General features: G+C 37.5%; 14 protein-coding genes. 10 read left to right on the forward strand and 4 right to left on the reverse strand.

The annotated features are described in order from the left end of the window. Positions 1-5 precede the first annotated feature (5 nt). The 3 genes from REI64_RS05325 to REI64_RS05335 all read right to left on the reverse strand — a co-directional run bounded on the left by REI64_RS05325 (position 6) and on the right by REI64_RS05335 (position 4,053). Positions 6-1,370 (reverse strand): glycoside hydrolase family 28 protein, encoded by a 1,365-nt coding sequence (locus REI64_RS05325; protein WP_308849067.1) that lies wholly within the window; start codon positions 1,368-1,370, stop codon positions 6-8. Positions 1,371-1,489: 119 nt separating this feature from the next. Then, complete coding sequence (locus REI64_RS05330; RefSeq protein ID WP_308849068.1) at positions 1,490-2,389, reverse strand: hypothetical protein; 900 nt, start codon at positions 2,387-2,389, stop codon at positions 1,490-1,492. Positions 2,390-2,478: 89 nt separating this feature from the next. Further along, on the reverse strand, positions 2,479-4,053 hold the full coding sequence (locus REI64_RS05335) for a L,D-transpeptidase family protein (RefSeq protein ID WP_308849069.1): 1,575 nt from the start codon (positions 4,051-4,053) through the stop codon (positions 2,479-2,481). 265 nt (positions 4,054-4,318) lie between these two features. Here REI64_RS05335 and hisG point away from each other — a divergent pair, with 265 nt between their 5' ends. The 10 genes from hisG (at position 4,319) to REI64_RS05385 (ending at position 13,297) form a co-directional block, all read left to right on the forward strand. Further along, positions 4,319-5,170, forward strand: a complete 852-nt coding sequence (hisG, locus tag REI64_RS05340) for an ATP phosphoribosyltransferase (protein ID WP_308849070.1) — start codon at positions 4,319-4,321, stop codon at positions 5,168-5,170. A gap of 149 nt (positions 5,171-5,319) precedes the next feature. Next, complete coding sequence (gene hisD / locus REI64_RS05345) at positions 5,320-6,615, forward strand: histidinol dehydrogenase (protein WP_308849071.1); 1,296 nt, start codon at positions 5,320-5,322, stop codon at positions 6,613-6,615. Between the two features lie 47 nt (positions 6,616-6,662). After that, positions 6,663-7,703: a histidinol-phosphate transaminase gene (gene hisC / locus REI64_RS05350; RefSeq protein WP_308849072.1), complete on the forward strand. Its 1,041-nt coding sequence runs from the start codon at positions 6,663-6,665 to the stop codon at positions 7,701-7,703. Positions 7,704-7,741: 38 nt separating this feature from the next. Then, positions 7,742-8,929 (forward strand): bifunctional histidinol-phosphatase/imidazoleglycerol-phosphate dehydratase HisB, encoded by a 1,188-nt coding sequence (gene hisB / locus REI64_RS05355; protein ID WP_308849073.1) that lies wholly within the window; start codon positions 7,742-7,744, stop codon positions 8,927-8,929. A gap of 385 nt (positions 8,930-9,314) precedes the next feature. Further along, complete coding sequence (gene hisH / locus REI64_RS05360) at positions 9,315-9,935, forward strand: imidazole glycerol phosphate synthase subunit HisH (RefSeq protein WP_308849074.1); 621 nt, start codon at positions 9,315-9,317, stop codon at positions 9,933-9,935. 72 nt (positions 9,936-10,007) lie between these two features. After that, positions 10,008-10,757, forward strand: a complete 750-nt coding sequence (gene hisA / locus REI64_RS05365; protein ID WP_308849075.1) for a 1-(5-phosphoribosyl)-5-[(5-phosphoribosylamino)methylideneamino]imidazole-4-carboxamide isomerase — start codon at positions 10,008-10,010, stop codon at positions 10,755-10,757. Positions 10,758-10,762: 5 nt separating this feature from the next. Next, positions 10,763-10,966 (forward strand): hypothetical protein, encoded by a 204-nt coding sequence (locus REI64_RS05370; protein ID WP_308849076.1) that lies wholly within the window; start codon positions 10,763-10,765, stop codon positions 10,964-10,966. A 44-nt stretch (positions 10,967-11,010) separates the two neighbouring features. Beyond that, positions 11,011-11,766, forward strand: a complete 756-nt coding sequence (gene hisF / locus REI64_RS05375) for an imidazole glycerol phosphate synthase subunit HisF (protein WP_308849077.1) — start codon at positions 11,011-11,013, stop codon at positions 11,764-11,766. Between the two features lie 231 nt (positions 11,767-11,997). Next, a complete protein-coding gene (hisIE, locus tag REI64_RS05380; protein WP_308849078.1) occupies positions 11,998-12,603 on the forward strand; it encodes a bifunctional phosphoribosyl-AMP cyclohydrolase/phosphoribosyl-ATP diphosphatase HisIE in 606 nt (201 codons plus the stop codon). A 55-nt stretch (positions 12,604-12,658) separates the two neighbouring features. Beyond that, positions 12,659-13,297, forward strand: a complete 639-nt coding sequence (locus REI64_RS05385) for an alpha/beta hydrolase (protein WP_308849079.1) — start codon at positions 12,659-12,661, stop codon at positions 13,295-13,297. A gap of 129 nt (positions 13,298-13,426) precedes the next feature. Here the strand turns inward: REI64_RS05385 and REI64_RS05390 are convergent, their stop codons facing one another. Then, positions 13,427-13,753: a DUF493 family protein gene (locus REI64_RS05390; protein WP_308849080.1), complete on the reverse strand. Its 327-nt coding sequence runs from the start codon at positions 13,751-13,753 to the stop codon at positions 13,427-13,429. Positions 13,754-13,912: the final 159 nt, after the last annotated feature.

The raw sequence follows: 13,912 nt of genomic DNA on the forward strand, positions 1-13,912 counted from the left end.
CAAAATTACTTTACTGCCGATGGCACTGTAACTTGCTTGCCAATTACTACATCATTGAAAATAATATTCTCTGTATTGGATAAACTTAAAGCAGTAGTACATGAGTCAATCTTCACTTTAGTAAAATGTACATCCCTCACCTTCTTATCAGGATAGCCTTGGATAACCAAACCTGCGTTATGAGCAGTCTTAAATCTCAGGTTATCAATAAATATATCGTGAATGTCTGTAGCAAAGCCTTTTCCCTCGCCATGATAATATGAGGTAATAAAAACTCCATCCTCCACATCACCAAACTCAACATTACTCACATAAATATTTTTAATAAAACCACCTCTATCTGGATTTGATTTTAGGTAAATCCCTCTTTTGCAATAGCCTCCATAGGTACAATTTTCTACAAACACATTCTGTACCCCTGCAGACATTTCGCTTCCAATTACCACACCATGCAAGCCTTTAAAGCGGCAGTTGCGGATAATGATATTTTCTGAAGAGATAGCTGTCTTTCTACCTTCGTGATCTCGTCCTGCTTTGATCGCTACGTTATCATCTGCATTGTTAAAGTCGATATCCTCTATTAAGACATTTTTGGAATACTCGGGATCAAAACCGTCGTTATTCTTATTAAAGGCATTGAATTTAACTTTCCTAGCGGTGATGTTCTCAGATTTTAAAAAATGTACCGACCAAAAAGGAGAATTAGCAATGGTTACCCCTTCTATTAAAATGTTCTTGCAATCGTAAAATTGAATGAGGTGCGGACGCAGGTAATGCCCTTCGCCAAAAACGCGATCTTTCAAAGGTGTTTCTTCTTGGTTCATTTTTCTGCTTAATTGTTGACTTGGCTTTTGCAAATCGTACCATTTGCTGAACCCATCCTTGCCGTTGCCATCAATAGTTCCTTCACCTATAATAGCGACATTTTCAACTTTATAAGCGTAAATCAGCGGGCTGTAGTTGTAGATAAAAGTACCTTCCCAGCTAGTTGGTACAACAGGCAAATAATCTTTTGCATTGGTACCGAATATCAACTTTGCACCTTTTTGTAGCTCAATGGTTGTGTTGCTCACAAATTGGATGGGTCCATTGACTATGTAAACACCTGGCGTTACGACAATTTTAGCTCCGCCTTTAGCTTTACTGGCTTGCATGGCTTTATCAAAAGCAGGTTTGTTATTAGCAGCAGAATCGCCTTTGGCCCCAAAATCTGTAAGCTGTAAAATATAAGTGGAAATCTCGGGGACTTTAATGTCTCTTAAAATGGCATCTCTTTTCTCTTCTCTAGATAGTTCCTTTTTAGATTGACAGCAAATTAATGTAGTAGATATATATAAGGCAAATAACCAAATAGTTCTTTGAAGTATCATATTTTGTAAAGATGGCTTTAAAGGTAACTTATTAAGCGTAAAAATAGATAATCTGATAAGCAAACCATGTGTTTAAAGATCGCAACATTTTTGCTTTTAACTTAAAAACAACATAAGAATTACTGTTTTAACAGCATCACTTGCTCCAGTAGTATCGGCAACCCACTAGGATTTACCTGGTCATTATTCCAAAAACTCATTACGCAACTTACAAATCTTTCGCGTACTGGTGCCACAACAAAGTATATGGTCAATGTTTTGCCTCCAGTCATACCAACAAGCACTGATGTTACCCCTTTAAAGTCATAAATTACCCTTTTTGCTTTTACTTCGCTTCCCTCAAAAACCACATTTACCTCTTCTTCAGAAACTATCTTACCTTGCTTTTTAGATTGAATAACTTTATATTGATTTTCAACTGAAATTGCCGCATCTTGAGCAATTTTATGAATACTCCAATTCATTTGTCCGTTATAGGGACATTGCATATTAGCCACCCCCATCCATCTGCAATTTTTGCCCAACTTAATCTTGCGCCCCACGAAGTTAACACTGTCTACGGTGAGGCTTTCGTAATAAGAACGAGGAATTTTATTGTTGATAATTAACGGCACCAACTCTTTTTCCAATGCCTTATCAGTCTTGTTAACTCCTGCAAACGCAATTCCATTTATTCCATTAGAGGTCTCCACAAAATAATAAGTGGTATGTTGCAAGATGCCCGGAGCAATCTCAACCTTTTTCTCTACATAATAATTTTGCTGTTTAATTGAGCTATCAGACAAAAGCAATTCTGTTTCTTTAACATTATAGTACTTAAACTTCTTAGCAATTGCCTTTTTTGAAAACTCTACCGATACAGCTGCGTTACTTATTTCTATTCCATCAATATTGAAAAAGTCAGTGCCATTATTAGATATGGCCTGCAGTCGCGAAAAAATTTCTTCTTTTGAGCCTTGCGCACAGCAATTAGTGCCGTAAATTAAAAGAAATAGAATGATTAGCGATTTAAAACTCATGGCCGTAGCATTTTAAAGACCAAGATAACTGAAGCCTTTGATAACTACAAACAACTATCAGAAGCAATAACTAATCGTGCAATAATTCTTTACATATATCGCTTAATCGCTTCCCACAAAATTGGATCGTAATTGTAAACATCTGGCCTAAATTGAACGGTACCACTATCATCCGCCCATGCGGTATAATAAGCAATGAACACACCAATGCTCTTACGTGGCGAGTACCAAGTTGGCTTTAACTTAAATGTGTTAAGCGTATCTGTTTTTTTAGCCAATTTCTTTTGAAAGATGGCATTTTTGGTGGTATCAATTGGCGGTAAATCTACATCCATACGTAAATTATCGTACTGATATTTATCTTTCACCATTAGCTCTGCAAACTTCAACGGCTGCTCTATACGTACACAACCGTGACTAATCGCTCTGTTCGCTAATTTAAAGCCATATTTATTGTTAGTGTCATGTAGGTAGATACTAGAACTGTTATCGAAAACAAACTTAAATTTGCCTAAAGCATTACCATCTCCAGAACCCTGTTTGAAGCTAAAGGGAAGCTTTTCTCTCGGATATCTATTCCAATTGATAGTATCTGGGTCGGCAACTAATTTACCCTTGTAGTAAACCCTAATGTTATTGTTAGAAAGGTAATACGGGTCTTTTCTTGCCATCCAATAAATCTCACTTTGGGCAATGCTTACCGGAATATTCCAGATTGGGTTTACCTGTATAGCGTTAAAAATACTAAATAGCTGAGGTGTTTCGTGGTTTTTGGGCTTATCATCTAGCCTACCCGATTTCAAGAAAACTTTCATTTTCTCTGCGTAGGCAGCTTCACGTTTTCCCCCTACACAAACATTCATGTGCGCCAAAGTATCGTTCTGCTTAAACCAAGTCAATGTAAAGTCGGGAATGTTAACCACCACCAACTCTTCGGTTTCTTTAGGTAACCGCCAACGCATACGCTCCAAATTCATTTTAATGATGTTGATTGCAGCACCATCACCTCTACTCACACTGAAATTTGCTAGCGCTTGTTTTAGTTGTAGGTAAGATTTGGCAGTCGGCTGAACACTTTTCAAAGTAGCTACTATGTTTTCTGTATGTAACACCGAGTCCATTTTTAAACTATCTGGACGTTTTACTGGGATGTAAAAACGGTTGAAAAAGTTGCGGGGATTGATACTGCCATAAGCCATGAAATTAGTATACTTATTCAGTACATAAGCCGTATTTAGCTCTAAGTCAGCAATCAAATTATAAACTTCATCAATGTTTTTAAACTGATTTTTGTTTAAGGTTTGTAACTGTTGTTCATAAGCCGCCACATTAAATATTTCCGGATTAAACCCATCAGCTTTGCTACCCGCAATATATGCTTTAAGCGTATCTAATTGCCCATTAACATAAAACTTGGTGATTAGTTTTGGCAGGTATTCGTTTTTTTCATAAAAAGCGGTAATTAACTTCGGGTTTAGAAATCCTTTACGTTGTTCCTCTAGTTTAGCTTTAAAAATGGGCAAATAAACAGCGGTGTCGAATTTATTGTACAGCTTGTTATTAAAGTGCTCGGAAAGTACCACGGCGATTTCAGGTTTCTCTTTAAACCAGTTACAAGCACTAAATGTGGCACATATTAAAATAATTAGTAGCGTTTTTCTCAATTTTGGGTAGATAAGATTAAACATTTTTGATTGGAAACGCATCTATTACAAATTAAATGCCATTAATTTTTGGATTGTATACTAAACTAGTATATATTTGCCATACCTTCCATCAAAATTAAGGAAAAGAAATTTATAATGAACCTGTTTTTAAACCATCATTTGCATCTACACCATCGCCATTGTGGCGATATGTAATGTGATGTTCTGTACTTCAGAATGGTTTTTAAATAGATTTATTTTTCTTATCCTATAATTTAACAAAGTGAAAACACTTAAAATAGCTATCCAGAAATCGGGTAGATTAAACGAAAAATCAGTAGAAATTCTTAAAAATTGTGGTCTTTCTTTCGAAAACTACAAAAGTTCCCTTATCTCAACTGTCACCAACTTTCCATTAGAAATTTTATTCCTTAGGGATGATGATATTCCAGAATACGTACAAGATGGTATCGCCGATTTGGGTATTGTTGGCGAAAACGTAATCGTAGAAACTGGCGCCAACGTATCTTACCTACAAAAATTAGGTTTTGGCAAATGCTCGTTGAAGATTGCTGTAAAGAATGATAGCGATATCGACACTGTGGCAAAACTAGATGGGAAAGTAATTGCCACTTCCTACCCTGTTATCTTAGAAAAATACCTGAAAGCTAACCAAGTGAATGCGCAAATCAGAAATATTTCTGGTTCGGTAGAAATTGGTCCAGGTTTAGGCTTAAGTGATGCCATTTTCGATATCGTGTCTACTGGAGGTACTTTGAAGAATAATGGTCTAAAGCCTTTCACTAGCGTGATGAATTCGGAAGCTGTTTTGGTTTCTACCCCAGGCTTGGAATTTAATAATGAGGTGGTAGAAATTGTACAAAGAATACAATCGGTACTGAGAGCTAGAACCACCAAATACGTAGTGCTTAACGTTGAGAAAGAAAACCTGAAAGCAGTAGTTGATTTGTTGCCTGGAGTAAAAAGTCCGACCGTAGTTCCGTTGTTCGAAGAAGATTGGGTTGCCGTTCATTCGGTTATAGAAGAGCAAGATTTCTGGGTAAAAATCAATAGCCTAAAAGCAGCGGGTGCACAAGGAATTGTAGTGATGCCAATTGAGAAAATCATTACTTAGTCGAATAGTTTGGAACCACATAGAGACATAGAAAGCAATCGATTAATTTTTGAAAAAACTATGTTACTATGTGTTAAAAACATGAGCTAAACATACCAAAAACTTTAATTTTTACTATTAACTATTAGTTAATTTAAAATTTTAAAACATTGAAAATCTATAACTTTAAAGATTTAACTAAACAACAAGTAAAAGAACTGTGTTCACGTAGCATTTCTGACGATAATTTAGTTAAATCTAGGACAGAAGAAATCATCAACAACGTAAAAAGCAATGGCGACAATGCCCTGCTGAGTTACGCACAACAGTTCGACAACATTGAACTTTCTTCGCTTTTCATTGGCAAGGAAGAACTGACCGAACTTACAAGACAAATCCCTTCGGAAGTAAAAACTGCTATCGATACAGCTTACCAAAATATCTATACTTTTCATTCCGCTCAACTAAAGCAAGAAGATAAAGTAGAAACTATGCCGGACGTAGTTTGCTGGCGTGAAAACAGGGGGATAGAAAGCGTTGGCTTATACATCCCTGGCGGTACAGCTGTACTACCTAGCACGTTTTTAATGCTAGGCATACCGGCGAAGATTGCAGGCTGTAAAGAAATCGTAGTTTGCTCGCCCCCACAAAGTGATGGCAAAGTGAATTGCTACATTGCCTATGTAGCTACATTGCTAAACATTGAAAAGGTATATTTGGTTGGCGGCGCACAAGCAGTAGCGGCAATGGCTTACGGAACCGAAACCGTTCCTCAAGTATATAAGATTTTTGGTCCAGGCAACCGATACGTAACCGAAGCTAAAAAGCAAGTTCAAAATAGCGTTGCTATCGACATGCCTGCCGGCCCATCAGAGGTTTTAGTGCTCGCAGACGAGACTGCCATTCCGTCATACGTAGCCGCAGACCTACTTGCACAAGCAGAACATGGAACTGATAGTCAGTCGATTTTAGCAGTCACCTCAAATAAAATTGCAGGTGAAGTAATTTTAGAAATCGAGAAGCAACTTGCAGATTTACCTAGAAAAGATATCGCAGCAGCAGCCATCGAGAACTCGTACATTATGTTAGTAGATGACCTTGAACAAGGTATGGAATTCAGCAATGTTTACGCTCCTGAGCATTTGATTTTAGCAACTGAAAAATATGAGCAACTCATTCCATTGATTATCAATGCAGGCTCTGTATTTTTAGGTAACCTAACGCCGGAAAGCGCAGGCGATTATGCTTCTGGAACTAACCATACTTTGCCTACAAGTGCTTTTGCAAAAGCTTATTCGGGTGTTTCAGTTGATACTTTCATCAAGAAAATCACTTTCCAACATCTGGATGCCAGTGGCTTAAAAAATATAGGAAACACTGTAGAAGTATTAGCACAAGCTGAAGGTTTGCAAGCACATAAAAATGCAGTAACGATTAGATTAAAGGGATTAGGAGTTAGGGATTAGTCAGAAAAGACTAAACAACCAAAAAACAAAACATCGAAACAACCAAAATGGACGTAAGAGACTTACAACGAGAAAATATAAAAAACCTTAGCCCCTACTCTACAGCTAGGGACGAATTTAAAGGTCAGGCAAGTGTTTATTTAGACGCCAACGAGAACAGTTTTGGTTCACCACTGCCTGCAGATTATAACCGCTACCCAGACCCTTTACAATTAGATTTGAAAGATGCAATCAGCAAAATTAAGGGCGTGCCGATTGAAAACACTTTTTTAGGCAATGGTAGCGACGAAGCGATTGATTTACTTTATAGGGCTTTCTGTAACCCAGGCAAGGATAATGTGATTATTCTTCCGCCAACTTACGGCATGTACGAAGTGTCCGCAAATATCAACGATGTGGAAGTACGTAAAGTGAACCTAACACCAGATTTTCAATTGGATTTGGAAAAAATTGCAGAGACGATTGATGCCAACACCAAGATGATTTTCATTTGCTCGCCAAACAACCCTACAGGAAATTCTTTGAATAGAACGGACATAGAGACGATTTTAGCCAACTTCAAGGGATTGGTAGTGATTGATGAGGCTTATATCAATTTTGCAAAGCAGAAGACTTTTATTCAAGAATTAACGGAGTACGGGAATTTGGTGGTATTGCAAACTTTCTCTAAAGCTTGGGGATTGGCCGCTTTACGTTTGGGAATGGCATTCTCATCAACCCACGTGATTGATATCTTGAACAAAGTAAAACCGCCTTACAACATCAATCAGGCTACGCAAGACTTGGCTTTAGTGGCGTTAGAAAACATCCAACAGGTAAATGATTGGATTAAATTAACTGTAAGCGAAAGAGATAGATTGGGCAATGCTTTGAGCAGACTGGAGAAAGTAAAAAAGGTCTATCCTTCTGATGCCAACTTCATCTTAGCTCAAATTGATGATGCACACCAAATCTACCATCAGCTTGTTGAACAAGGAATAATCGTAAGAGACCGCTCTAAGGTAGTACTTTGTGACGATTGTTTACGTATTACCATTGGCACCGTAGAAGAAAACAATCAACTTTTAACCGCTATAGAAAAACTTTAAACCCCAAACCCCTAAAGGGGATTAATACAAATTGCATAATGAACCACAATACAACAGATTTACCATCTTCCAATCCCCCTTTAGGGGGCAAGGGGGTGAAAGTTTTATTCATCGATAGAGATGGAACCTTGAATATTGAACCAGATGACGAGCAGGTAGATAGTTTCGCAAAGCTGAAGTTTTACCCTCGAGCATTGTACTACCTTTCTAAGATTGCTACGGAGTTAGATTACAAATTAGTGATGGTAACCAATCAGGATGGTTTGGGCACAGCTTCACACCCAGAAGAAAACTTTTGGCCTATACAAAACTTTATTGTAGACACTTATGCTAGTGAAGGTGTAGTATTTGATGAGATAGTAATCGACAAAACATTTGCCAAAGACAATGCGCCAACCCGTAAACCTGGCACTGCCCTACTCACCAAATATTTCTCAGAAGAGTACGATTTGAAGAACTCTTTCGTAATTGGTGATAGATTAAACGACATTGTTTTGGCAAAAAATTTAGGCGCTAAAGGAATTTACATTCGCAATAACGATGTGTTAGGTTCAACGGAGAATTTAGACAAGTACGAAACATTAAGCGATATCATTGCTTTAGAAACCAAAAACTGGGAAGACATTTACACTTTCTTACGTGGTGGTGCTAGAACGGTTAAGCACGAACGCAATACCAATGAAACAAAAATCAGCATTAAGCTGGATTTAGATGGTACGGGAAAAGCTAAAATTGAAACTGGTTTAAACTTTTTCGACCATATGCTAGACCAAATTGCTCGTCACGGCGGGATGGATTTGGATATTTTGACCAAAGGTGATTTACACATTGACGAACACCATACCATTGAAGATACCGGAATTGCTTTGGGCGAAGCTTTTGCAAAGGCTATCGGCAATAAATTGGGTATTGAGCGTTATGGTTTCTGCTTGCCAATGGACGATTGCTTGGCACAAGTGGCGATTGATTTTGGTGGTCGTGCTTGGATAGTTTGGGATGCTGAATTTAAACGTGAACGTGTGGGCGATGTGCCAACGGAAATGTTTTTCCACTTCTTTAAATCGTTTAGTGATGCGGCAAAGTGCAATTTGAACATTAAAGCTGAGGGAGAAAACGAACATCATAAAATTGAAGCGATTTTTAAGGCTTTCGCTAAGGCAATTAAAATGGCTGTTAAACGTGATGCAGAGAAAATGGTGTTACCAAGTACGAAGGGGGTTTTGTAATTTACCAAGTACGATTTTAGAGTTACGATTGACTAGTAGCGCAACCTTTGCCAAGTACTTTTCTCTCCTCTTTGAGGAGAGATGCCGAAGGCAGAGAGGAGAACAACTAACATGATAGATTGCTTCGTCGTTCCCCCTCGCAATGACGGATTGATGAAAGGCAATACGAAGGGCGGAACAGAAGTTAATTAAACCCGATAGTAGCGATACGTAGGGGTAAACCTATGTGTTTACCCGAAGTAAAGCGGATAGCGGGGCTACAGCACCTATAAACACTAACAATGTTTTCATCTATATAAATTTATTTTCAGCGGTGATGAAGCTACCATGATTTCATCATTCAAATTAAAGATTTTGTAAATCATGGTGGTTTCTAAAGAAAAAAATGAACGAAAACACAAAAAACAATAGTATCGGAATTATCAACTACGGTGCGGGCAATATTTTCTCACTAACCGCAGCTTTGGAAAGACAGCACATTCCCTATGCAATGGTAAATACCGAAGCTGACTTGGAAAAACATAGCCACATCATCATTCCAGGGGTTGGACATGCAGGTGCGGCGATGGAAAAACTACAGCAAACGGGTTTAGTAGCGGCTATTAAATCATTAAAGAAACCCGTTTTGGGTATTTGTGTTGGTATGCAGCTTTTAACAGCTCATTCTGAGGAAGGTGATGCAGATTTACTAAACATTGCTCCCGTAAAAACTAAACTATTCGACAAAACGCTAGGCATCAAGATACCACACATGGGATGGAACAATGTAAATTTTGCAAACAATCCGCTGTTTATCAATGTTAAACCTCTTGCACAATTTTATTTTGTTCATTCTTATTTTATTGAATATAACCCTATTTTTGACATCGCATCGGTAACCTATGGCAACAAGTTTTCGGCAGCAATACAGAAAGATAATTTCTTCGGTGTTCAGTTCCACCCAGAGAAGTCTGGCGAAGCCGGAGAACAACTTTTAAAGAACTTTTATAATTTGAGAATCAGCTGATGTGATGATTAGCTAATTGTAGCACAACCACAAACCTTTTAACTTTTTACTTTAAACTTTTAACTCAAATAAATGTACATTATTCCAGCAATTGATATTTTAGACGGCAAGGTAGTTCGTTTACGTGAAGGCGATTACAATCAGAAAACTGAATACAATGTGTCTATCGAAGACATGATTGAACAATACCGTTCTAATGGTACAGATTTTATCCATATCATAGATTTAAATGGTGCCAAAGGCGATTTCAGCAACCAAAAAGCATTGTTCGATATCATCAAAAAAACAGATATGAAGGTGCAGTATGGTGGCGGCATCCGTACCATTGAGCAAGTTACGAATTTGCTTGATGCTGGTATTCACCGTGTGATTGTGGGTACTCAAGCGATTAGCAACCCTGATTTCTTACCTCAACTGAGTGAAGCTTTTGCTAAAAAAGATGATTATGCCAACCGTATTGTTATCGCTATTGATGTATTGGACGAAGTGATTAAATACTCGGGATGGATGGAAAGTTCGCCAATTAAACTGATGGACTACGTGGATAAATGCTTGGCTTTAGGCTTCTTCCGTTTCTTATGTACAGATATTAATAAGGATGGAAAACTGGGCGGTGCCGCTGTAGATTTATATAAAAAATTGCTAGACCACTCCCCTATGATTAAGTTAATCGCATCTGGCGGTGTAAGTTCTATGGCTGATGTTGAAGAATTAGCACAATTGCCAATTAGAAGCGTAGTAGTTGGTAAAGCTATTTACGAAAACCGTATTTCTATTGAAGAAGTAAAGGATTGGAATTTACAACAGTTGAGTTCTATTTAACCTAGATGAACAAAAAAATTTTCCTTTTTTCAGGAGCTATACTTTTATTATTAGGTGTATCAATGTTAGTATTTCTAGCTGCTACATTTAGTTATTTAGGAGATAATTGGGAGATTTTAAGTAAAATAGGAGAATACTGTATCGCCTTGTTTATCCCAACGTTTTTAATTGGCATCATTTTATTAATTATTGGAATAGTAAAGAATTAAAATCGTCATTGAGAGGCACGAAGCAATGACGAAACCAAACAAATATGCTGAGTAAAAGAATTATCCCCTGCTTAGATGTAAAAGACGGTCGTACCGTAAAAGGTGTAAACTTCGTTGATTTACGAGATGCAGGCGACCCTGTAGAATTAGCAGCTCAATATGCGCAGCAAGGTGCTGACGAGTTGGTTTTCTTAGACATCACCGCTACCCACGAACGTCGTAAAACGATGATTGAAATGGTAAAATCTGTTGCCAGGCAATTGAACATTCCGTTTACCATTGGTGGCGGCATTACCGAAATTGCAGATGCTGAAGCTTTGCTAAACGCTGGCGCAGATAAAATCAGTATCAACTCGGCTGCTGTACGTAGACCTGAACTGATTGAAGAATTGGCGAAAGCCTTTGGAGTACAGTTTGTAGTAGTTGCCGTAGATACGAAATACGTAGATGGCAGAAATATGGTTCATCTAAATGGTGGTCGTTTAATTACCGAACTAGAAACCGAAAGCTGGATTAAACAGGCAGAAGAATTAGGTGCAGGAGAAATATTGTTAACTTCTATGGACCATGATGGCACTAAAGCTGGTTTTGATTGTGATTTATTGAAGAAGATTAACGATAGCATTAATATTCCAATTATTGCTTCTGGTGGTGCGGGTAGTATGGAGCACTTTACGGAGGTTTTCCAAAAAGCGAATGTAGATGCTGCTTTAGCTGCTTCTGTGTTTCATTATGGGGAGATTTTAATACCAGATTTGAAACAAGAATTAAGTAGGAATAACATTCCAGTGAGGATATAGAACATTACCGTTATTTCGAACGCTAGAGAGAAATCTAGCGATACGTATATACACTTGTTAGATTTCTCCTCATTCTTCGTCGAAATGACGGGGAAAACGGACATAAACAACTCGTCATTGCGAGCTTTGCGAAGCAATCTTAAAGCGCCATACAAAACCTTGAGAGATTGCTTCCCCGAATGTTCGGGACAGGCAGTACCTCGCAATGACGGCAAGAATAAAAACAAACAAATGAGCAACATTAACACCAATCAAATAGATTTTACCAAAACCGATGGTTTAGTTCCCGTAGTAGTTCAAGACAACCAAACTTTAGAAGTGTTGATGTTGGGCTACATGAATGCAGAGGCTTTCGAGAAAACACAACAAGAAGGCAAAGTAACTTTCTTTTCTCGCTCTAAAAACCGTTTATGGACTAAAGGCGAAGAAAGCGGTAATTTCTTGTTTGTTCAATCTATTGCCATAGATTGCGATAACGATACGATTTTGATTAAAGCCAATCCAGTTGGGCCAACTTGTCATACTGGTTCTCGTAGCTGCTTTAAAACGGAATACAATCAAAATTTCATCTTTGAGTTAGAAAACATCATTAACGATAGATATGAAAATCCTGTGGAGGGTTCTTACATCAACAAAATGCGCAACAAGGGTTTAAACAAAATCGCACAAAAAGTTGGTGAGGAAGGTGTTGAAACGGTAATTGCTGCTTTAGCAGAAACCAGAGAAGACTTAATTAACGAAGCTTCGGATTTGGTTTTCCACTTAATGTTTTTGTTGAAGGAAAAAGGATTGAGTTTGAAGGATATTGCAGAGAACTTAGAGAAGAGACATAAGTAGGTTTTCATCAATCGTCATTGCTGCAATGACAAATGCACTAAAACTCAATTCTAAATTGAAAAAAGTATACATTCTTAGCGGTTTAGGTGCAGACGAAAGAGTTTTCAAATATCTAGACTTTAAAGACTGGGATGTAACTTTTATCGACTGGATTAAACCATTCCCTAACGAACCTTTAACTGACTATACCAAAAGAATAAACGAGCAAATTAAGCACGAAAATCCAATACTTATAGGCCTATCATTCGGAGGAATTGTCGCTACCGAACTTGCCAAAATCATCAGAGTAGATAAACTGATTTTGATTTCTTCATTAAAAACCAAAAGAGAAATCCCCTTGGTTTACCGATTAGCTGGCAAACTAAATCTTCACCGACTTATTCCCTATTCCATCCTTAAAAAAGACCATGTTCTAAACCGATGGTTGTTCGGTGTAATCAGAAAAAACGATAGAGATTTATTTCAGAAAGTTTTAGCAGATACTGATATCGATTTTCTAAAATGGGCTATTAACGTTGTCGTTAATTGGAATAATATGCAATTACATCAAAACCTATTTCATATCCACGGTACTAATGATAAAATCTTACCCATTAATAAATCTGGAAATGTTATCGCTATACAAAATGGTGGTCACTTAATGGTATTGGATAAAGCAAAACAAGTTAGTGAAGTCCTGCATCAGATTATTTAAGAAGCAAATCCGTCGGTCGTCATTGCGAGGAGGAACGACGAAGCAATCTTACAACTCTAGCCGCAAATCACTTTAAGATTGCTTCGTGCCTCGCAATGACGTACGTATTAAAGGTAATACTCAACTCCCTTAAAGCATCATTATCCCTTTAATCTCCCCTACTTTTTTATAAATATCAACTACCGCATCTGCGTCTTGCATCCATTTTTTAACGGTAACAGAAATATACTTTCCAGTTTTAGATGGCGTTTCAATAAATTCTTCTTCTGGCAAAACTGCTCTTAACTCCTTAATTTTATCTACACCACCTGTTAAGATAAACTTATAAGCATACAAGCCGGGAAAAGTCTGTACGTTCTCTAACTTCTCTTTGAAATTAGCATATATGTCGGCGCTGTTATTTCCCTCTGGTATATCGTTGAAATCTAAATTGTGGTTTAAATTATTTTCTTCCATAACAAGTATTTATCAAAATCTATTCCCAATTCAAAAGGATGTTATTTTGGCAGTAAACAGTTCACAGTTTTCAATTTGCAATTTTCAGTTAACCGATTTCAACAATTAACCTATTAACCAATTCAAACAGTTAACCAAACATCATAACCTTTCAACAAA

The organism is Pedobacter sp., from assembly GCF_031119335.1.
Lineage (GTDB): Bacteria > Bacteroidota > Bacteroidia > Sphingobacteriales > Sphingobacteriaceae > Pedobacter.